The following is a 19719-nucleotide window of genomic DNA, read 5'->3' as shown; positions in this document are numbered from 1 at the left end:
GCAGGAGGACGTCGAGAGTGCTGGTCTCGCAGTGTTCGCCACCAGTGGTCTTGATGCCGTCGAGGATCACGGGCGCACCGGCCAGGCGATTTCGGTGCGATAGGCCTCGGGCGTGACCGACGGGCCGGGAGCCACGAGGTACAACTCCTCCGCGGGTCCGGCTGGGACGCGATCGCGTTCGGCGATCCAGCGGCCCAGTGACCGATAGGCCGTTTCGACGTCATCGTAGTCACCCTCATGGATCGTCGCCACGAGCAGACAGCCGGGGAGTTCGGCGAAGTCGACGTCTCCGTCCGCGCGCACCGGCTCGCTGACCGGGACGAACAGTTCGACGGTCAACTCATCGGGATCGTCGGTGAGGTACCGGGTCCCGGGCGGCCCCGCCGGTGCGACGCCTTGCGCTTCGAGCGCAGCGAACAGGCGGCCGTAGGCCGGTCCGATCAGCTCGGCCAAGCCGCCCAGCGGAGTCTGGACCGTCAAGCGGGCGATCTGTTGCGGAGCGCGTGTGCGCTCGTAGACATGCAGCCACCGCGTCGGCTCGGCGAGGACGGAATCGAGTTCGCCGCTGATCGCCGCGAGTTCCGCGGCCCGCGTCACCACCCGGTCGTGATGCCGTTTGATCGCGGCCTTCACGTCGTCCGGCGTACCCGCGTCGAGGATCTCGGCGATCTCCGCGAGTGGTATTTCCAGTTCCCGCAGCCGCCGGATCAGCCCCGCGCGGGCGAACTGTTCGAGCGAGTACCGGCGATACCCGGTTCCGGGGTTGATCAGGGCGGGCACCAGCAGCCCGAGCCGGTCGTAGTTCCGCAGCGCGCGGACCGACAGCCGGGTGGCGTGCGCGAACACGCCGATCGGCATCAAGGTCGTCATGGGACAAGCCTGAACCCTCTCCCCGGGAGAGGGTCAAGCCGGTACCTCACCCCAGTGACAACCGATCGAGATCCGGGGCCGACGCGTTGTCGTTGTGGAGTTTGATCGTGTTCGCCCCCGCTCGCAGATCGACCGGCACCGAGGTCGTGTACTGGGTGTTGTTCCCCGAGCCGTCGACCTTCACCTCCACCGGAGTGCCGCCGTTCACCGTGACGAAGTACGAGCGCGGCCCGTTGACGGTGAAGTCGAGGTAGAGGGTGTACCGCCTGGTCTCGGTCGCGGTGACGTTCTCGAACAGCACGAACGAGTCCGGATCGCCGCCGATGTTGCGGACCTTCTGGCCACCGGAGCACACCCCGCAGTTCGTGACGCCCGCGCCGCCGACGTCGTTCGCCGAGTCTTCGGCCTCCCGCATGAAGACCCGGTCCGCCGGCCGGGGGCTCACCCGCACCGGCTTGCTCACCGTTTTCGCCCGCCCGAGCACGTCGAACGACGCGGTGACCGGGATGTCGGTCGCGGTGATGCCTTCGGGGGAGTCCAAGGTCCATGAAGCTTCGAGCTCTTGGCCGACGCGCATCGACGCCGCCGTCGCCGGGGTTCCCCGCAGTGTCCAGCCCGCCGGGACGACCGGCGCCAGGGAGACCTTGCCGATGGTGTCATCGGCGTCGAGCCGCAGTCTCGCGGCCACCTTCATGGACTGCCGTCCCGGGGAGAGCCATTGGACGCCACCGGGTTCGACGGTCAGAGTCGTCTTCGGTGTGTAGGACGAGGGCGGCAGGGGAGCGACCGCGATCCGGTCCAGCCCCGGGCCCGCGTCGGCATCGCTGAACACCTTGACGGTGTTGGCACCGGCGTTCAGCGCGACCGGGATCGCCGCCGAGGTCACGACTCCGGGCGTGTCGGCGTCGACCGTGGTCTCCACGGGCGCGCCGCCGTTGACACTCACCGCCACCGACGTCGCGCGTCCGCCCGTGGTGTCGAGCTGGAGCCGGTAGGTCCCGGCTTCCGCCACCGTCACCCCCGGAAAGGAGACCGCGTTGCGAGGGCCGCGGCCGAGCCCGGTCACCTGGAACGACCCGGAGCAGGACGCGCACCGGTCGAGGTGCGCGCGGCCGTCGAGGTCGTTGCGGAAGGATTCGGCCTCCAAGGGAACCGGTGTGCCGGGGAACGAATTCGGATAGCCGTACGCAACCTTGATCTCATCGATCGCCAACTGCTTGTAGAACGGCTTCGCCTGCGGGCCGGCCCAGGTGTCGAGCACTTCGAGTTTGACGAACCGGGTCCGCTGTTCGCCGAGATCGATGAAGTGCACACCGCGAGCACTCGGCATCGCGCCGGTGCGGATCGGTTCGCCCCAGTTCCTGCCGTCGTCGCTGCGGTAGACGCGGTAGTTCTTGATCCGGGACGAATCCTCGGGCCTGCCGAACGATTCCCGGGCGTGTGTCGGCGACATTTCACGCTGGTTCACCGCGAGGTAGGTCGCCGTCCGCCGCTTGCCGAGATCCAAGGTCAGCGAGACCGGCTGCTTGCCGTCGGCGTCCCAGTAGTTCTCGAAGTTCCCGTCGACGAGGTTCGACGCCGGATGCCCCGCGCGTGAGGACGACGCGGTGGCTTTGATCGTACGCGAGTCGTAAAAGTACCGCTGCCCGGCCGTTTCCACCTTGAACACCGTGTCGTAGGTGTCCCAGTCCTTGATGTCCACAATGGTCAGATAGCCGGCGGATTGGCTGAATCGCAGCGCTTTGCCCGAGCGCAGGTCGGATACCTTGGTGACCTGGTAACCGTTGTCGCGCAGCCGGAGCAGATCGGTTCGCGGGCGCGTGACCACGTGGAGGTACTGCGTTCCGGCGCCGGGCTCGACGGTGATGACGCCGTGCGCGCCGTCGTTCCAGAACCCGGGTTGCATCCCGCCGTACATGTACCCGCCGCCCTCTTTGCCCTGAAGCGCGGACTTGATCGGCGGTACCCAGCTCGCCATGAAGTTGTTGTACGCCTCCTGCTGCGGCGGGAACTTCCCGTTCACCATCGGTGTCTCGGCCATCAGCGACTTCATCGAAGAACCGGCGTTGGTGATGTAACGCCCGGTGGACAGCCGGAAGTCGACGGCCTGATCGGTGCCGTCGTACCACCAGCCGCCGTTGGTCGGCAGTTTGTAGTCGGCTTCGGTGAGCCGCGGCATCGGGGTGAACGCGGCCTGCGGGTAGTCGTAGGCCGGTGTGATGCCGGTCTTCTGCTCGTTGCTGACGGTGTCCATGATCGGCGTGTCCTCGTTGTTGTTGCTCAGCAACCAGGACGGCCGTTTCTCGCGGATCTGTTCGTAGAGCTTGTGCTTTTCCCAGTACTCGTTGTCGTTGTCGATCCAGAACCCGGCGAGATCGGCGTAGCGGTCCATGACCTCGTGGAAGAGGTCGTAGCTGTACTCGCCGAATCCGGGCCGCGTGGTCAGGTCCACCTGCTTGCCCTTGTAGGCGGAGTACGCCGCGGAATCCAGCGACTCGACACCGGTTTCCTTGTGCCACTGCGGATCGTCGGTCATGTAGAGGATCGTCCGGACGCCCTTGGCGTTGCCCGCTTTGACGAGTTCGCCGAGCAGGTCGCGTCGCGTCGCGCAGCTTCCGGGGATCTTCGACGGCCACGGCCGCGCGTATCCCAGCCTGCTGTGGAAGGTGGCGAGCACGATGTAGGAGGCGCCGAGTTTGCGCGCTTCGTCCACCCAGTAGTCGGCGCTCCAGCCGCCGTCGGTGACGGCGCGTTCCCAGGCCGCGCAGTCGGTGTGGCGCGGTGCGGTGAACATGCCCCAGTGCAGGAAAAGGCCCGCGGTGGCCTCGCGTAGCCACTTCTGGCGGGGATGGTGCACCTCCGCACTCGCGGTCGTCGTGGTGAGCAAGCCCGCGAGCAGGGCGAGGACGACGGCGAGCCAGGCGGTGCGTTGCGCTCGAACTCTCATGACCATCCGCTCTCATCCAGGGCGTGGTAACCGAGAGATCCGATGATTGCGGGTGATATTTGAGCGGTCAAGCCCCGTTGAGTGGGACACTAGCTTAGTCATCGGAGGTATAGCGACGAAGCCCTCTCGCGGTGAAGCGAGAGGGCCCTGTCGGTCAGGCTTCAGATATTGAAACCCGGGTGGGTCGCGAAAGCGTTGTCGATCACGAGGTTGCCGCGCTGGCGGGCCCGCTCACGCAGCGCCGACGTCGTGCGTGCGCCCTGGGCGTAGAACCACCACAGGTAGAGCGCGCCGTACATCCACGCGCCTTCGTAGCCCCACGTCGAGTCGGCCCCGCTCTTGCCGGCGCCGAACACCGAACCGGCCGGGAAATTCGCGTTGTGCGGCTTCCCGCCTTGGTGCCGGGACTCGTGGATCAACGTCTCGGCACGGCCGGGCACGTCCTTGGAGTACCAGAAACCCAGGTACACCTCGATCCGGTCGTCGACGAACGCGCCGCTGAAGGACCGGGCGACGGCACTGCCGTCGCCGCAAAGCGAGCGCAGGTCGTCACAGTTGTCCCGGACGTAGCGGCGTGCCCAGTTCAACATCGCCCCGGAATAGGCGTCGTTCGCGTAGTCCTCCGCCGAATAGGTCAGCAGGTAGCACGCGTTGAACGTCCGGGCGAGCGGCTTGTCGGTATTGCACGGGTCTTCCCAGCCGAAGCCGTCGTCCCAGTAGTCCTTGTTGCCCGAGAAGCCGTAGGTGTTCCAGAAGTAGTCGATATAGGTCTGATTGCAGATCGAGGCACCGTAGAAATTGTCCCCGGTCACGTTCTTGTCCGGCACGGTGTAGCTGCAAGTGGCCATCGGAGATCACCTGTCTGTAGAAGGAATTCGTTCGATTCAGGAGCGCGGGGGCTCCGGCGGCGGCACGTCGTCGGTCCGTGTGTCCTTCACGTGGCGGCCGCCGACGGCCTGCGGGACACCGCGGACGTCGACACGCCGGATGTTCAGCAGCCGTTCGTCCTCGGTGCCGCTGAGCGCCTCGCGCACCTGGGCGGTGAGGTCGGTGTCACCGGTCTCGGCGATGGCCTGGACGGCCGCGCGCCGCACCGTGAACACCTCGTGCCGCACCTGTCGCAGCAGCAGATCCTTGGCCGCGCGATCCCCGGCGGATGCCAGTCGGGCCAACGCTTCCACGGCGGTGGTGCGGATGATGACCTCTTCGCCGACGGTGCTGAACCCATGCGCCGGGTCGTCGGAACGCTCCGGCGGGATCGGCTGCCGCAGCACGTTTTCGAGTACGGAAACGGCCGCCGAATGCCGTAGATCGGTGAGCAGCTGGACCAGGCCCCAGCGTTCCAGGTACTGGTCCTCGGACAGGGCGCCGTACTGCTCGCCGAGCGCCGGGACGACTTCGTCCGCACGCTCGCGAAGCCGGTCGAGGCTCCGCTGGTAATTGCGTTCGGCGTCCGCACCGGACGCGGCCATCGTTTCGGCGGCCTGGATGACCAGTTCACCGATTTCGCTGTTCGAGAAGCTTCCGAGACCCGAACTGCTCGGGCCCGCTTCGAGGTTGTCGCCACCCGGGCCCAAAGATGGGGTGTCGGGATTGCGTGGGGTCGGCATGAGGTTCTCCTTCGCAGCGGCGTTGATGCTGACGGAAGGAAGGAACGCGATGCCGGACCGCAGATACCTGATTCGCCGAAAAATCGCCCTTTGGGGCGTGCCGGGGTTTTCACCGCGGGAACCCGAAAAGGCTTTTTATCACCGAACGCCGGGCAGTCAGGGAAAGCCTCCACGGGTTCCCGCAGGTGATCATTTTCCGACGTCGTTGACCAGACGAATCGGGGCGGTCAATGTGAACACGGTGACCGGTGTCGTGGACCGAACGCCGAGGCCGATGGATGGACAATCGGCTTTCGTGATCGCCAGTGGCCGCGTCCCGGCCAGTCGGACGCCCTCGCCCGAGCCGTCGGCGATACCGTCGGAGCTGGGCCCGCGGTCAGGTCGAGCACCATCCGGTCTGGCCGGTACGGATGCTCGTCATCGTGGGAATCGCTTGCACGGCAGGCGCTTGTGTCCGCGCCCTCTTCGTTGCTTATCGGCGAAAGAATTGATTCCCCATGAATCGCCGGGCGCGGCGCCAACGTCGGACTAGTGCCGGAGTCGGCTCAGATGAATCATGAGGATCGCGGCTGCCGTACCCAGAGCGGTCACAAGGAGGGAGCCGGTGATCAAATAGAGGCCGCCCACGCCGGCCAAGGATGTCTTGATCAGCTTCAAGGTTCCCTCGTGTTCTTCACCTGATGCGTGTTTGACCATTTGTCGAACCCTCCGCGTGTGGTGTACTAGTACACCGTAAGGCGTGACGACCGGCGGCAAGCTTCGCCGGCTCTGATCTTTCACGGTCAGGAGGAGTTTCTTGTCGTCAAGGGTGGGTTCTCCGGTTGTCGACTGTTGTTCTCCCTTGTCGCGCAATTGTCGATCATCGTCGGGAATCGGATCGGGGTGGAGGGCGTCGTGACGATCCAGGCCGAGGAGGAACGTGTTGACGGTTCCTGTTCCGCGGCGGCGGCCGCCGCCGTCGAGAGCGCGTTGCGCTGGCTCGCGGTCCGCAAAGACGGCCGACCGCTCAGATACCTGCGTTACGCGATCGAAGACCCGGCAAGTGAATCGGCCGCCGCGCTCGGTTGCCTGGTCCGGCCGACGGCGTCCATGGCCACGGCCACCGCTGAGGTGCGGGCACTCGCCGTCTGGGGATTGATTCTCGACGAGATCGGCAAGGTTGGATCGACAAGCGAATCGAGGCGCCGCAACACTTTGCTCGCCGCGTTTCGGTTGTGGCCGGGAAAGGGCGCGGAGTGGAAGTCGACCCTTGATGATCGGTTCGGTCAGCTGAAGAGCTTGCCAGGGGTGTTCGGAGATCCGCCGCCCAGTACGACGACGCCGATGCACAAGGCCTGGCGGCGTGCGGTGAGCGAGAAGCTGGCCCCTTGCCTAGCACGGAATCTGGACATACTCGCGGAGCAAGACGAAGCCTGGTGCCGCTACCTGGAGATCGGGCGGTCCTCGGTCGAGTCCGAGCGCGGCGAGGCGCCGTCGCGGCGTTCTGGTCATCGTGCGCCGTCGGAGGGGGCTCAGCCGGTGTTCGTGGAACGGATGGTGGTCGCCGTGGAAATGCGGCACAGAACAGCGTATCGACGGCTGGTGGTGCGCGACATCGTCGCTTGCGAGGATGGCGTCGACAGTTATGTGGCGCGGGCGCTGACTGGAGAGGCCGAAAACAAGGCGGAGATTCCCGTCAAGGCGATATACGGCTGTCACGTCGAGACTTCACCCGGAGCGCAACCGGGGGACCCGCTGATCGTCAACCTTCGCTTCCCAAAGCGACTGCGCAAAGGGGAGCGGCACGAGTTCATCTCTCTCGCCTGTGACGACCACCTTGACGAGAAACGAGAGTGGATCAACGTCGATGTCGACCATCACGGAATCGGGCCGGGCGTGGTGGATCGCGACGGCAAGGTGACCGGCGGTTTGAGCGTCAGCATCACCTTCGACGACTGTGTCCCCGAAGCCTGCTGGTGGTACGCGGAACAGACAGAGTACGAGCGCAAGGTCCGGCCGCCGGCCGGTGATCGGCACCTGCTCGAGATCCGGAGAGGGGTGGTCGAGCACACCTTTGTGGGGCAGCGTTGTCATCCCCGCGAGGAGTACGGCATCGCTTTCCGCTGGCCGCAAACCTGATCGAAGCCAAGCCACGTCCAGAGGTGACGTGGCTCGCTTCGGGCGTCCGGCTGTTAGTTGCCGGTGTTACCGCCGCCGCTGCCCTTGCCGTCGTCGCCGTCCGGTGTCATCGAGAACCTCCTGTTTTGGTGCTGTGTTGAGTCCCGGAGAAACTACTGAAAGTGATCGTGACTCAAGGTGATGGGGTATGCCTGTGCGTAGCAGGTGCTCGCGGTAGATTGACGGCGGCATTTCTCTGGCGGCGCCCCTAACGGACATGCGCCCACCAGGCGTGGACTACTGTCCGGCTGCCGTGCGCCATGGTCCGGGGGACCATTGCCGAGGGTGCCGAACGCTCGCAAACCCAGCCTTGCGGCGGTCAACGCGCTGCGGATGCTCCTGGAGCGACACAGTCATATCATTCAGGAGGTGGACGGTCAGAACGACTTCGGCGAGAACGGTGGTCACCGGCGACCTGGTCAAGATCCAGGTTAAGGGTGGTCGTTCGTGGCGCAGGGCCGACTGGAACGCCGTGCCGACCGGTGACCACGGCGGCACCTGGGCCGACGGCCACATCCCGGTGCTCTGCGTTGTGCACGACCCGGACACCAGCAGCCTTTGCTGGGGTCAATGCCACCAAACAACTGTTGACGGCACGGCGTAACGGGGAGGCGCTTAAGGCGATCGCCATCAACTCAGGTCAGGTGTTGGACGACGAATCCATTGAGGACTTCGTCGCGAGGTCGGGCGCTACCTGAGCCGCTACCAGGGCAACCATCATCAAGGCGAAGCTAGGCGACCTGGCAGGCGTCGAGTTCGGGCCATCGGACACCGTGCAGCGCTATGTGAACGTGTTCGGCGAGGATTTGAGCTTCTGGCAGCGCAGGGGTGAGGGATTCGCAGCCCCGCTCCACAGCGACCTCGACTGGTATCCGGAGCACTCCGAGGACATACCCGGAGGCGTCTGAGTGCTTCGATCAGCTGGTCCTAGGAGACGCCCTCTGGCCGGGAGAGTTGTCCGTCCGGAAGTTGACCGCCAAGTCGCGCTGATATCGCGGCCAGCAGCCCCCATTTAGCTGCCTGCAGTGAAACGGGGCCACCTACTGTGAAGGCAGCCCCGTTCCGGCGTCTTCAGCTCACCAGCCGCGTTCGCGCCACTCCGCCAGGTGCGGACGCTGCTCGCCCAGCGTCGAGTCATCCCCGTGTCCCGGGTAGAACCACGTCTCGTCCGGCAACTCATCGAAGATGCGCGACGAGACGTCGTCCACCAGCGACTTGAAGTCCTCGGCCGAGTTCGTCTTGCCGACGCCGCCGGGGAACAGCGAGTCGCCGGTGAACAGGTGCGGGTGCCCGGCCGGGTCCCGGTACAGGAGCGCGATCGAGCCGGGGGTGTGGCCGCGCAGGTGGATCACTTCGAGGGTGACCTGCCCGACCTTGACCGTATCGCCGTGCTCGACCAGGAAGTCCGGCGGGATCGGCAGCGGTTCGGCGTCCAGCGGGTGGGCGGCGGTGTTCGAGCCGTTCGCGCCGGCGACGGCGCCGAGGGCCTGCCAGTGGTCCTGGTGCTGGTGGGTGGTCACGACGGTCTTCAGTGCGGGCCGGTCGGGGCCGTGGCCGATGAGGTCGGAGATCCGTTCCGGGTCGTTCGCGGCGTCGATCAGCAGCGCCTCGTTCTCGGCGCGGCAGACGAGCAGATACGCGTTGTTGTCCATCGGACCGACCGACAGCTTCGTGATGGTGAGCGCGTCCAGGGTGCGACGGGCGGCGTCACCGCCGGGCTCGACATGCCCGGTGTAGGTCTCGACGATGTTCACAGCGCACACGGTAGTCGTTCGCCTGCAATCGGTTCCACCCGCACAGGCGACGCACAGGTGTGGGCCGTAGGCTCGCGTCGCCCCGCCAGCCGAACCATCAGGACACCCGTGCCCGACCCTTCGCCGCCGACCGGATCGCGTACTCCGCGCCGGATCAGTTGGGACCTGCTTCGCGTGGTCGCAGTCTTCGCGGTCATGCTCGGGCACGTGACCCACCAGGGCGCGCTTCTGCATCCCGAACTGGTGGGGTACCCCTTCCGGGTTACCGCGCAGTTCGGTGCGGCCATCCTTCTGGTGATCTCCGCCTTTTTCGTGTGCGCGAGCCTTCGAAAGGGTGAACCTCGGCGGTGGCTGTGGAGCCGGGTCGCGCGGCTGGTGCCCGCCTACCTGGTCGCCGTCGCCGTCACCTACGTCGTAGCCCGGTACGCGACGATCCGGTTCAGCGGACTGTCGTTCCCGCCCGGCCTGTCCGGGTTCCTGTTCGGCACCCCGGAGGGCCCGCCGACCGATCCGTCGCCGTGGTACATCCCCACCGGCTCCGATCTGCTGGCCAACCTGGGGATGGTCCAGGAGTGGGGCTGGCGCTACGAGCTCTTCTACTATCTCGACGGCGCTTACTGGACGCTGCCGGTCCAGCTCATCGCGTTCACCGCCGCCGCCCTGCTGTGGCCACGCCGCTGGCGCACCCACCGGCTCACCGTCGGGCTGCTCTGGGCGCTGATCCTGGTCCCGCTGTTCCTCCGGTTCGTCGTGTTCGACCCGGTTTCCACGCCGAAGCTCGTCGAAACGTTCTTCTACGGCCTGGGCCTGCACCGTGTGCACGTCTTCGCCATCGGGATCGCCATCTGGCTGTGGGCGAAACGGCGGCTGGCGCACTGGCATCTCGCGCTCTTCCTGCTCGCCGCCTGCGCCGCGCAGGACCTGCAGGTCTTCCCGTTCCACCAGGCTCTGCCCAACGATCCCGAGCGCTGGCCTTCGCTGATCGGCTTCGCGATCATGCTGACAGCCGTCTGCTTCGCGGCTCGGGGGCCGGACTGGCGGTTCCCCGGTCTCGCCCGGATCGCCCCGGCTGTCACCTGGCTCGCGGGCATCTCGTATGGTCTTTATCTGGTGCACCAGGAACTGGGTTACATCCTGGCCCGTGCCCTGCTGAACGTCGGTGTCCCCGGCTGGTTGCGTCTCCCCATCGTGCTGGCCGCCGCCGTGCTGGCGGGCTGGGCGGTCACCGCGGGCGTGGAGCGGCCGGTCCACCGGTGGCTCACCGCTCGCCGAGATCGACGCGAAAAGCCCGGAAAACCGCAGGTCAAGGACTCGGAACCGGTTTCTGTCGGTGGTGCCTCGTAGCATGGAGGCGGCCGCCCGTGCAGCTATCGACCGGGCCGGCGACCGCAGCTGAGAATGAAACCTGAAGGGACCCTGGCGTGGCTGATCGCCTCGTTGTTCGCGGCGCCCGCGAGCACAACCTCCGCGGCGTGGATCTCGACCTGCCCCGCGACAGCCTGATCGTGTTCACCGGCCTGTCCGGGTCTGGAAAGTCGAGCCTCGCCTTCGACACCATCTTCGCCGAGGGGCAGCGACGCTACGTCGAGTCGCTGTCGGCGTACGCGCGCCAGTTCCTCGGCCAGATGGACAAGCCGGACGTCGACTTCATCGAGGGCCTGTCGCCCGCGGTGTCGATCGACCAGAAATCCACCTCGCGCAACCCGCGTTCGACCGTCGGCACCATCACCGAGGTCTACGACTACCTGCGCCTGCTCTACGCCCGCGCGGGCAAGGCGCACTGCCCGAAGTGCGGGGAGGCGATCAGCAAGCAGACCCCGCAGCAGATCGTCGACCAGGTGCTCGCCATGGAGGAGGGCACCCGCTTCCAGGTGCTCGCGCCGGTCGTGCGCGGGCGCAAGGGGGAGTACCTCGACCTCTTCGAGAACCTGCAGCAGCAGGGCTACGCGCGCGTGGTGGTCGACGGGACGGTTCACCCGCTCACCGACCCGCCGAAGCTGAAGAAGCAGGAAAAGCACCAGATCGCCGTCATCATCGACAGGCTCTCGGTGAAGACGAGTTCGCGGCAGCGGCTCACCGACTCGGTCGAGACGGCGCTCCGGCTCGCCGACGGCCTGATCGAGCTGGAATTCGTCGACCTGCCGGAGAACGACCCGCATCGCGTGCGCGGCTTCTCCGAGAACCTCGCCTGCCCCAACGGCCACCCGCTGGCGATCGAGGACCTCGAGCCGCGGTCGTTCTCCTTCAACGCGCCCTACGGCGCCTGCCCCGAATGCACCGGTATCGGCGTCCGCAAGGAGGTCGACCCGGAACTGGTGGTCCCCGACGACGAGTTGTCCCTCGGTGAGGGCGCCATCGCGCCGTGGGCGGGCGGCCAGAGCGCGGACTACTTCATCCGGCTGCTCGAGTCGCTTTCGGAGACCATCGGCTTCCGGATGGACACCCCGTGGCGCAAGCTGCCGGCGAAGGTCCAGAAGGCCGTCCTGCACGGCGTCGACGAGCAGGTCCACGTCCGCTACAAGAACCGCTACGGCCGCCAGCGTTCGTACTACGCGGCCTTCGAGGGCGTCATCCCGTTCCTCGAGCGGCGCCAGGAGCAGACGGAGTCCGAGTACATGCGCGAGCGGTACGAGGGCTACATGCGCGAGGTTCCGTGCCCGGGCTGTCAGGGCACGCGGCTCAAGCCGGAGATCCTCGCCGTCACCTTGGAGCACAAGACCCAGGGCGAGCGGTCGATCGCCGAGGTCTGCGCGCTCTCGATCGCGGAGGCGTCGCAGTTCCTGGACGAGCTGGAACTCGGCAAGCGGGAGACCGTGATCGCCGGTGCGGTCCTGAAGGAGATCCAGGCGCGGCTGCGCTTCCTGCTCGACGTCGGGCTCAACTACCTCTCGCTCGACCGCGCCTCCGGCACGCTGTCCGGCGGCGAGGCCCAGCGCATCCGGCTCGCCACACAGATCGGCTCCGGTCTGGTCGGCGTGCTGTACGTGCTGGACGAGCCGTCGATCGGGTTGCACCAGCGGGACAACCACCGGCTGATCGAGACCTTGGTCCGGCTGCGCGACCTCGGCAACACGCTGATCGTCGTCGAACACGACGAGGACACCATCCGCTCCAGCGACTGGGTGGTCGACATCGGCCCCGGCGCGGGCGAGCACGGTGGCCACATCGTCCACAGTGGACCGTACAAGAAGATCCTGCGGAACAAGGACTCGATCACCGGCGCGTACCTGTCGGGCCGTCGCAAGATCGAGGTCCCGGCGATCCGGCGCCCGGTCGACAAGAAGCGGCAGCTGACCGTCGTCGGCGCGCGTGAGCACAACCTGCGCGGTCTCGACGTGTCGTTCCCGCTCGGGTGCCTGGTGTCGGTCACCGGCGTTTCGGGTTCGGGGAAGTCCACGCTGGTCAACGACATCCTCGCGACCGTGCTGGCGAACAAGCTCAACGGCGCGCGTCAGGTGCCGGGCAGGCACACGCGCGTCAACGGCCTCGCCGGCGTCGACAAGCTGGTCCGCGTCGACCAGTCGCCGATCGGCCGCACCCCGCGGTCCAACCCGGCGACCTACACCGGCGTCTGGGACCACGTGCGCAAGCTGTTCGCCGCGACGACCGAGGCGAAGGTGCGCGGCTACCAGCAGGGCCGGTTCTCCTTCAACGTCAAGGGCGGCCGGTGCGAGGCGTGCGCCGGTGACGGCACGATCAAGATCGAGATGAACTTCCTGCCGGACGTCTACGTCCCCTGCGAGGTGTGCAAGGGCGACCGGTACAACCGGGAGACCCTGGAGGTCCACTACAAGGGCAAGACCGTCGCCGACGTGCTGAACATGCCGATCGAGGAGGCGGCCGAGTTCTTCGAGCCGATCAAGGCGATCCACCGGCACCTGGCCACCCTCGTCGACGTCGGCCTCGGCTACGTCCGGCTCGGGCAGCCCGCGCCGACCCTGTCCGGTGGCGAGGCTCAGCGCGTCAAGCTCGCCAGCGAACTGCAGAAGCGGTCCACCGGCAAGACGGTCTACATCCTCGACGAGCCGACCACCGGTCTGCACTTCGAGGACATCAGCAAGCTGATCGGCGTGATCAACGGGCTGGTGGACAAGGGCAACACGGTGATCGTCATCGAGCACAACCTCGACGTGATCAAGACCTCGGACTGGATCATCGACATGGGCCCCGAGGGTGGTTCTGGTGGTGGCACCGTGATCGCCGAGGGCACCCCGGAGTACGTCGCTTCGGTTCCCGAGAGCTACACCGGCGAGTTCTTGAAGACCGTTCTCGCCTGAGGTCTCGTGAGTGGTAATGACGGTTCTAACCGTCATTACCACTCACGAGGTCCAACACCGGCGAAGCGGCCCCGTAGTAGAAGGCGCGCAGCCGGTACGAAGAACCCTCCTCGCCCGGCATCGAGGCGAGCCCGGCCGACGTCGTCCCCGGATCCGACATCTCGACGGGCACGAAGTCGGCGGCACCCGGTTTCTTGATCTCCACGAGGAATCCGTCCTCGTCATTGGATCGGTCCGCCCAGCTGAACCGCACCATCTCCTCCGCGGCGGGCTCCGCCCGGAACGCCGCGGGAGCGGCCTCCTGGCCGCCCGTGCGCAGCGAGACCGGCGGCCCGGCCGTGTCGGAGTCAGCTGATCCGGGAACGGTGACCGCATCGGACACGGCGCCGTAGAACGGCCGGATCCGGTAGTAGAACCGCGTTTCCGGCATCAAATCCGGATGCCGGTAGGACGTCTGCCGCGGCGGCAAGAACCGCAGGATCGTGTAGTCCCCGCGCGGATCGGTGGTGTACTCGACGATCCGGCCCGCGGCGTTCGGATCGTCGTCCGGCCAGCTCAGCTCGACGTTCACCGGATCCGTCAGTGTCGCGGTGAAACCGGGTTCTTCGCCACAAGCCACGAGCGACGCGAAGAGTATCACCGGCAGAACGGCCGCGAGTTTCCTTGGCACGCCTCGACCCTCCCGGGGATCAGGCGGCGGCGGAGTCCGGAGGCGTCAGCATACGAGCGCGCCCGGTGATCGACAAGACCCGGTTGAACCGGATCCCCGCACCGTCCGTGTGGGAGGCAAGAGGAGGCGGCCATGGAGATGCGAGGAGAGGCCGGTGCCGATGCACGGTTCGATCGCGGCGCGCGCCGAACGATCCACCTTGCCCGTGCGGGTTGCAGTACTGTCCTCGCCGACCCAGAAGACCGTCGGGAGGACACGAGTGGCGATCGGTGGCTGGCGGCCGAAAAAGGCCAAGGGCGAGGACCTGGTCCGGCACTTGTACGCCGAACACGGGAGAAGCCTGCTGGCGTACGCGACGCGGCTGACCGGGGACCGCGCGGCCGCGGAGGACGTCGTACAGGAGACTTTGGTCCGGGCCTGGAAACACGCCGAAGACCTGCAGAACGACGCGAAGGGTTCGGTGCGGGGCTGGCTGCTCACGGTCGCCCGCAACATCATCACCGACCGCGCGCGGGCCAGGGCGGCGCGGCCGCCGGAGGTGCCGGAGCCCGAGGAAGGCGCGCCGACCCCGGCGGTCTCGCGGGACCACGCGCAGAGCGTCGTGGACTCGATGGCCGTGCTCGGGGCGATGGACGGCCTGTCCCCGGAACATCGTGAGGTTCTGGTGGAGATCTACTACCGGGGCCGGACGGTGGCCGAAGCGGCGAGGTCCTTGGGCGTCGCCCCGGGTACCGTTAAGTCGAGATCTTATTACGCGTTACGGGCGCTCAGAGCCGCGATGTCGGGAACCGGGAAGGAGGTAGCGCGATGAGTGCGGTGGGACACGACCAGGGCCAGCTCGCCGCCTACGTCCTCGGTGGGCTGACGCCGGTGGAAGCGGCCACGTTCGAGACGCATCTGGCGAACTGCCCCGCGTGCCGTCGTGAGGTGCGCGAGCTCGCGGAGCTGCGGTATCACCTCGACGAGGTGCCGCCGGAGGCGTTCCTCGAAGGACCTCCCGATGGCGGCGACCTGCTCCTGCAGCGCACGTTGCGTCAGGTCCGCGAAGAAGAGGACGCCCAGGGGCGAAAGCCGCGCCGGTTCCTCGCCGTGGCGGGCGCGGCCGTGCTGGTCGTCGTCGCGCTGGGCGCGGGTGTGCTGGTCGGGCGGCAGACGTCGCCGGAACCTTCGACGGTGGCCTTGCCGGTGCCGACGGCGACCGCCCCGGTACCGGGCACCCGCGATCTCGCGGCCACCGACCGGAGCACGGGTGCGCAGCTGGCGGTCCGGGTCATCCCGGCGGCGGGCTGGGTCCGGCTTCACGCGAAGGCCGAAGGTGTCCGTGAGGGCGAGAAGTGCCAGCTCGTCGTGGTGACCAAGAGCGGTGAACGGGTCAACGCGGGCAGCTGGCTGGTCTCGGCGAAGGGCGAACGGGAGGGCACGGGGATCGACGGCTCGGCCTTGGTCGCCCCCGACGACGTGGCCTCGGTCGACGTCGTGACCTTGGACGGCCGGAATCTGGTGTCGGCGCGGGTATGACGGGCTCGCACGCGCGTCACGGAAGCGGTCGGTACCGCTTCCGTGACACGTGGGTGCTTCCCGCGTCACCGAAGGCGGTTTTCGACGCCGTCGTCGACCTCGCCGCGTACCCGTTGTGGTGGCGTGACGTCCGTTCGGTCAGCCAAGTCGACGAAGACACCGCTGAACTCGTCTGCCGGTCGAGACTGCCGTACGCGCTGACAGTGCGGATGCACCGCGACCGGCAGGACGAGCGCGAGGGCCGGGTGCGGGTGCTGCTCAGCGGCGACCTGGAAGGAACACTCGCCGGCGCGCTGATCCCGGAGGAAAGCGGCACCCGGCTGGAGATCACGCAGGAGGTCGAGGCCAGGAAACCTTTGCTGCGCAAGCTCGACCGCGTCGCCAGGCCGGTGTTCCGGATCAATCACGCGCTGATGATGCGACGCGGGCAACACGGATTGCGGGGGTACCTGCTCGCGCCCGCGGGTTAGGGTTCCGCGCATGACGTTGCGTGTCGCCACCGTGCAGCCGTTCACCGTCCCCGCCGACCTCTCCGCCAATATCGCCGAGCACACGCGGCTGCTGCGTCACGCGGACGCCGATTTCTGTGTCTTCCCTGAACTTTCTCTGACCGGACTGGAATTCGAGGCGCTCGCCGCGGAAGAGGGACTCTGGCTGACGCGGGACGATCCGCGCCTCGAAGCGCTCCGGCAAGCGTGCCGGGCCAGTGGGGTGCACGCCGTCATCGGGCTCCCGCTCCTGGAGGACGACCGGCGGTACATCGGTTCGCTCGTCCTTGGACCGGACGGGGAAACCGTTGCCACGTATGCGAAACGCAATCTGCACAACAGCGAAGAAGAGCTGTTCGACGCCGGTGAGCGCCAGGTGATCATCGAGGCCGGCGGCAGGCGGCTCGGACTCGCGATCTGCCTCGACGCCGCCAATCCGGAGCACCCCAGGGAACTCGCCGAAGCCGGAGCCGAGGTCTATGTCCTGAGCGCGCTTTTCAGTGAGGGTCAGGAAGACCGGCTGCTCCACCAGGTCGGCGTGGCGGCCGGCCACGGGATGTGGGTGGTGCTTTCCCAGTATTCCGGCAAGACCGGCGGGATGGCCGCGTCCGGCGGCAGCGGGGTCTGGAAACCCGGAGGCGCCGCCGAGGTACGTCTCGGCGGCGAAGTCTCCGAATGGGCCTACGCGACGATCACTTCCTGAACCTTCCGACCACGCAGGACCACTGCCGCGACGAAGACGGCGAGAGCGAGCAACCCGGCGCTCAGCGCGTACGCGGTCCGGTAGCCGCTGGTCAGCGCTTCGGGCATGGTCGCGCCTTCTGCCAGCAGTGTTCCCGTCCGGGACGCGGCGGCCGTCGCGAGCACCGCGGTACCGATCGCGGCGCCGATCTGCTGGGTGGTGTTGACCAGTCCCGAAGCGATCCCGGCGTCGGCGGGCGCGGTCCCGGACATCGCCTGTCCCATCAGCGCGGGCATCGCCGCGCCGAAGCCGATGCCCATCAAAACGAGCGAGGGGAGGACGCCGGTCGTGTAGTTCCCGTCCGCCTCGACCGTGGCGAGGAAACCGAGCGCCAGCGCGACCAGCGATAGTCCGGTGACGAGCACTGTCCGCGCCCCGAAGCGGTGGTTCAGCTTCTCGGCGAAGACCAGCGACATCACCGCGATCGAGACCGGGGCGGGCAGGAAGGCGAATCCGGTGCTCAGCGCGTCGAGCTGGAGGACCCGTTGGAGGTAGAGCGCGGTGATGAACTGGAAGCCGAACAAACCGGCGACCATCAGGACCATCACCGTGTTCGCCCCGGACACCGCCCGGACGCGGAAGATCCGCAGCGGCAGCAACGGTTCGCGCGCCTTCGCCTGCCGGAGCACGAACCCGGCGAGCAGCAGCAGCGACACGGCGAGCAGGCCGAGGGTGCGGGCATCCGCCCAGGTGTACTCCTCGGCCTTGACGATCGTGTAGATCAGCAGCATCAGCCCGCCGGTGACCAGGCCGGCGCCGGTGACGTCGGTGCCGCCGCGCGGCCCCGCACCGCGGTCGGTCTCGAGCAGCCGGACGGCCAGCAGGAGCGCGACCACGCCGATCGGCAGGTTGACGAAGAAGGTCCAGTGCCAGTCCAGCAGCTGGGTGAGCGTGCCGCCCGCGATGAGCCCGATCGACGATCCCGCGGCCTGGGTGAAGCTGTAGACGCCGATGGCTTTCGCCCGCGCCCGCGGCTCCGGGTAGAGCGTGGTGATCATGCCGAGCACGACGGCCGAAGCGAGTGCGCCGCCCGCGCCCTGCAGGAAGCGGAACACGATGAGCTGGGTCTGGTCTTGTGCGATTCCGCAGAGCAGCGAAGCGAAGGTGAACACGCCGAGTCCGGCCAGGAAGACCCGTTTCCGGCCGAGCAGGTCGCCCAGTCTGCCGGACAGCAGCAGAAGCCCGGCGAAGGCGATCAAGTAGGCGTTGACCACCCAAGCGAGCGAGGACGAGGTGAAGCCGAGGTCGTTCTGGATCGCGGGAAGCGCGACGGCGACGATCGAGCCGTCGAGGACGACCATCAACGAGACGGCGCAAAGAACGGCGAGAGCGAGAGCGCGCTGTGGCATGAAGAGTCCCATTCGGAAGAGTTCCCCAGGTGACGCCTTGGTGCATCACTTGTAACAGCGCCCATCTTGTGTGACTCTCTTCCCTGCCGGAAGGAGGCACTTTCATGTCCCAGGGGAACACCGATGTGACCGCGCAGGCCAGGGTCGTCGACCCGGAAAAACTCGAGGTGTGCACCGTGCTCGAGGTGCTCAACCGGATCAGCGGGAAGTGGGCGATCGGCATCCTGCTGGAGGCCACGCGCGGTCCCGTCCGGTTCACCGAACTGGAGCGGTCGGTGGAGGGGATCAGCAGGCGGATGCTCACCCTGACGTTGCGGAACCTCGAACGCGACGGACTGCTCGTCCGCACCGTGTACCCGACGGTGCCGCCGAAGGTGGAGTACGAGGCGACCGCGATGGCCAAAGAGCTCTACGCGTCGCTGAGTGGCTTGCTGCACTGGGCGGAACGGCACCGGGATTCGATCGCCGAGTCCCGTGTCGTGTACGACGAGAAGGTCAGCGCCTGACGCCTGCCGCGTGCACGGCACGCTGGACATGGGAGCAGAGCAGGTCGAACCACATCTTGTGGAACGGCAGATCCGTGCTGTTCGCCGCGGACCAGCTTTCCCACAACCCGCCGGGCCGCAGATAGCGTGAGGTGTACGCCGTCCTGAGGTCCGCGTCGATGTGGTGCAGTGCCGCGAGCGCCCATTCCTGGTCGTAGCGCAGTTCCGGCCGGGCGAGGTAATGGTCCAGATAGGACACGAGGATCTCGGCGTCGGCGAACGTGCCGAACCGGGCCAGCGCGAAACAATATCCTTGCCCGGCGAAGACGAAGTCGCTTCCCAGGAACGGTTCCCTGATGCGGTCGCGCCATTCGGCCCGGCGATCGACGCCGACCAGCCAGGCCGCGGTGAGCCGTGGCCGCCAGTCCGCTTCGAACAGTGCCTCGAGTTCGTCGTCGGTGACCCGCCGCGCGTCTTCGGCCAGTTCGCGCAGGAAGACCTCGCGTCCCGAGGCGCTCATCATCGAGGCGAAGTTGCCGTGCAACAGCTTCGAGTACCGCTCACGCGCGTAGCGGTCGATGGCGTCCGGCATGTCCTTCAGTTTTCCAGAAACGAAAAACCGCGGTGCGAGGACGGGGGACCCTCGCACCGCGGTTTTATCTTCACCGGGCGCTACACGCGCGCCACGGCCTTCTCCCGCTCGTCGTCACGATCCTCGTGGGGGGACGAGTCGTGCTCGTCGAGCAGGGTGGCTTCGTCGAACGGGGCCTGTCCGGTGAAGACCCGGTTGGCGCGTTCGCGGTCGAATTCCTTGGTCCAGGTGCCGACCAGGACGGTGGCGACGGCGTTGCC

The 19719-nt window shown here is 67.1% G+C and carries 18 protein-coding genes and 1 pseudogene; 9 read left to right on the top strand and 10 right to left on the bottom strand.

Annotated features, from left to right (window positions below):
- Window positions 1-66: 66 nt before the first annotated feature.
- From ACZ54P_RS29615 to ACZ54P_RS29595, 5 genes are all read right to left on the bottom strand, one after another.
- Complete coding sequence (locus tag ACZ54P_RS29615) at window positions 67-870, bottom strand: MerR family transcriptional regulator (RefSeq protein ID WP_465464867.1); 804 nt, start codon at window positions 868-870, stop codon at window positions 67-69.
- A gap of 46 nt (window positions 871-916) precedes the next feature.
- Complete coding sequence (locus tag ACZ54P_RS29610) at window positions 917-3823, bottom strand: alpha-L-fucosidase (RefSeq protein ID WP_465464866.1); 2907 nt, start codon at window positions 3821-3823, stop codon at window positions 917-919.
- A 155-nt stretch (window positions 3824-3978) separates the two neighbouring features.
- A complete protein-coding gene (locus ACZ54P_RS29605) occupies window positions 3979-4665 on the bottom strand; it encodes a hypothetical protein (RefSeq protein WP_465464865.1) in 687 nt (228 codons plus the stop codon).
- 36 nt (window positions 4666-4701) lie between these two features.
- Window positions 4702-5427, bottom strand: coding sequence for a HEAT repeat domain-containing protein (locus ACZ54P_RS29600; RefSeq protein ID WP_465464864.1), 726 nt, complete (start codon window positions 5425-5427; stop codon window positions 4702-4704).
- 528 nt (window positions 5428-5955) lie between these two features.
- On the bottom strand, window positions 5956-6279 hold the full coding sequence (locus ACZ54P_RS29595; RefSeq protein ID WP_465464863.1) for a hypothetical protein: 324 nt from the start codon (window positions 6277-6279) through the stop codon (window positions 5956-5958).
- Window positions 6280-6396: 117 nt separating this feature from the next.
- On the opposite strand from ACZ54P_RS29595, the gene ACZ54P_RS29590 reads away from it, so the two are divergent.
- The gene (locus ACZ54P_RS29590) at window positions 6397-7545 is read left to right on the top strand and encodes a hypothetical protein (protein WP_465464862.1); all 1149 of its coding nucleotides are present in this window, start codon (window positions 6397-6399) and stop codon (window positions 7543-7545) included.
- Window positions 7546-7801: 256 nt separating this feature from the next.
- Window positions 7802-8188, top strand: coding sequence for a DUF4365 domain-containing protein (locus ACZ54P_RS29585; RefSeq protein WP_465464861.1), 387 nt, complete (start codon window positions 7802-7804; stop codon window positions 8186-8188).
- 472 nt (window positions 8189-8660) lie between these two features.
- Here ACZ54P_RS29585 and ACZ54P_RS29580 read toward each other — a convergent pair whose 3' ends face one another.
- Entirely contained in the window at window positions 8661-9338 is a 678-nt protein-coding gene (locus ACZ54P_RS29580; protein WP_465464860.1) for an MBL fold metallo-hydrolase, read from the bottom strand.
- Window positions 9339-9446: 108 nt separating this feature from the next.
- On the opposite strand from ACZ54P_RS29580, the gene ACZ54P_RS29575 reads away from it, so the two are divergent.
- Window positions 9447-10682, top strand: a complete 1236-nt coding sequence (locus ACZ54P_RS29575; protein WP_465464859.1) for an acyltransferase family protein — start codon at window positions 9447-9449, stop codon at window positions 10680-10682.
- A gap of 77 nt (window positions 10683-10759) precedes the next feature.
- Complete coding sequence (gene uvrA / locus ACZ54P_RS29570) at window positions 10760-13615, top strand: excinuclease ABC subunit UvrA (RefSeq protein ID WP_465464858.1); 2856 nt, start codon at window positions 10760-10762, stop codon at window positions 13613-13615.
- A gap of 25 nt (window positions 13616-13640) precedes the next feature.
- Here the strand turns inward: uvrA and ACZ54P_RS29565 are convergent, their stop codons facing one another.
- The gene (locus ACZ54P_RS29565) at window positions 13641-14285 is read right to left on the bottom strand and encodes a fibronectin type III domain-containing protein (RefSeq protein WP_465464857.1); all 645 of its coding nucleotides are present in this window, start codon (window positions 14283-14285) and stop codon (window positions 13641-13643) included.
- 259 nt (window positions 14286-14544) lie between these two features.
- Between ACZ54P_RS29565 and ACZ54P_RS29560 the strand changes: the two genes are divergently transcribed.
- The 4 genes from ACZ54P_RS29560 to ACZ54P_RS29545 are packed head-to-tail and all read left to right on the top strand — an operon-like array spanning window position 14545 to window position 16994.
- Window positions 14545-15096, top strand: a complete 552-nt coding sequence (locus ACZ54P_RS29560) for a sigma-70 family RNA polymerase sigma factor (protein WP_465464999.1) — start codon at window positions 14545-14547, stop codon at window positions 15094-15096.
- Complete coding sequence (locus ACZ54P_RS29555; protein ID WP_465464856.1) at window positions 15093-15803, top strand: anti-sigma factor family protein; 711 nt, start codon at window positions 15093-15095, stop codon at window positions 15801-15803. Before ACZ54P_RS29560 ends, ACZ54P_RS29555 begins: the two co-directional genes overlap by 4 nt.
- Window positions 15800-16273, top strand: coding sequence for an SRPBCC family protein (locus tag ACZ54P_RS29550; protein WP_465464855.1), 474 nt, complete (start codon window positions 15800-15802; stop codon window positions 16271-16273). The genes ACZ54P_RS29555 and ACZ54P_RS29550 overlap by 4 nt, the downstream gene beginning before the upstream one ends.
- Before the next feature lie 10 nt (window positions 16274-16283).
- The gene (locus tag ACZ54P_RS29545; RefSeq protein WP_465464854.1) at window positions 16284-16994 is read left to right on the top strand and encodes a carbon-nitrogen hydrolase family protein; all 711 of its coding nucleotides are present in this window, start codon (window positions 16284-16286) and stop codon (window positions 16992-16994) included.
- Here ACZ54P_RS29545 and ACZ54P_RS29540 read toward each other — a convergent pair.
- Window positions 16973-18382, bottom strand: coding sequence for an MFS transporter (locus ACZ54P_RS29540; protein WP_465464853.1), 1410 nt, complete (start codon window positions 18380-18382; stop codon window positions 16973-16975). The two genes, ACZ54P_RS29545 and ACZ54P_RS29540, sit on opposite strands and share 22 nt — an antisense overlap.
- 104 nt (window positions 18383-18486) lie before the next feature.
- Between ACZ54P_RS29540 and ACZ54P_RS29535 the strand changes: the two genes are divergently transcribed.
- On the top strand, window positions 18487-18888 hold the full coding sequence (locus tag ACZ54P_RS29535) for a winged helix-turn-helix transcriptional regulator (RefSeq protein ID WP_465464852.1): 402 nt from the start codon (window positions 18487-18489) through the stop codon (window positions 18886-18888).
- On the opposite strand, the gene ACZ54P_RS29530 is transcribed toward ACZ54P_RS29535, so the two are convergent.
- Window positions 18878-19459, bottom strand: a complete 582-nt coding sequence (locus tag ACZ54P_RS29530) for a DUF6000 family protein (protein WP_465464851.1) — start codon at window positions 19457-19459, stop codon at window positions 18878-18880. The genes ACZ54P_RS29535 and ACZ54P_RS29530 overlap by 11 nt on opposite strands.
- Window positions 19460-19539: 80 nt before the next feature.
- Window positions 19540-19719: pseudogene (locus ACZ54P_RS29525) on the bottom strand (C4-dicarboxylate transporter DctA); the annotation flags it as partial.

It is taken from the genome of Amycolatopsis sp. NPDC034160, assembly GCF_055575355.1.
The sequence above is the reverse complement of the archived record's forward strand: the minus strand, read 5'-3'. Positions and strand labels throughout refer to the sequence as shown.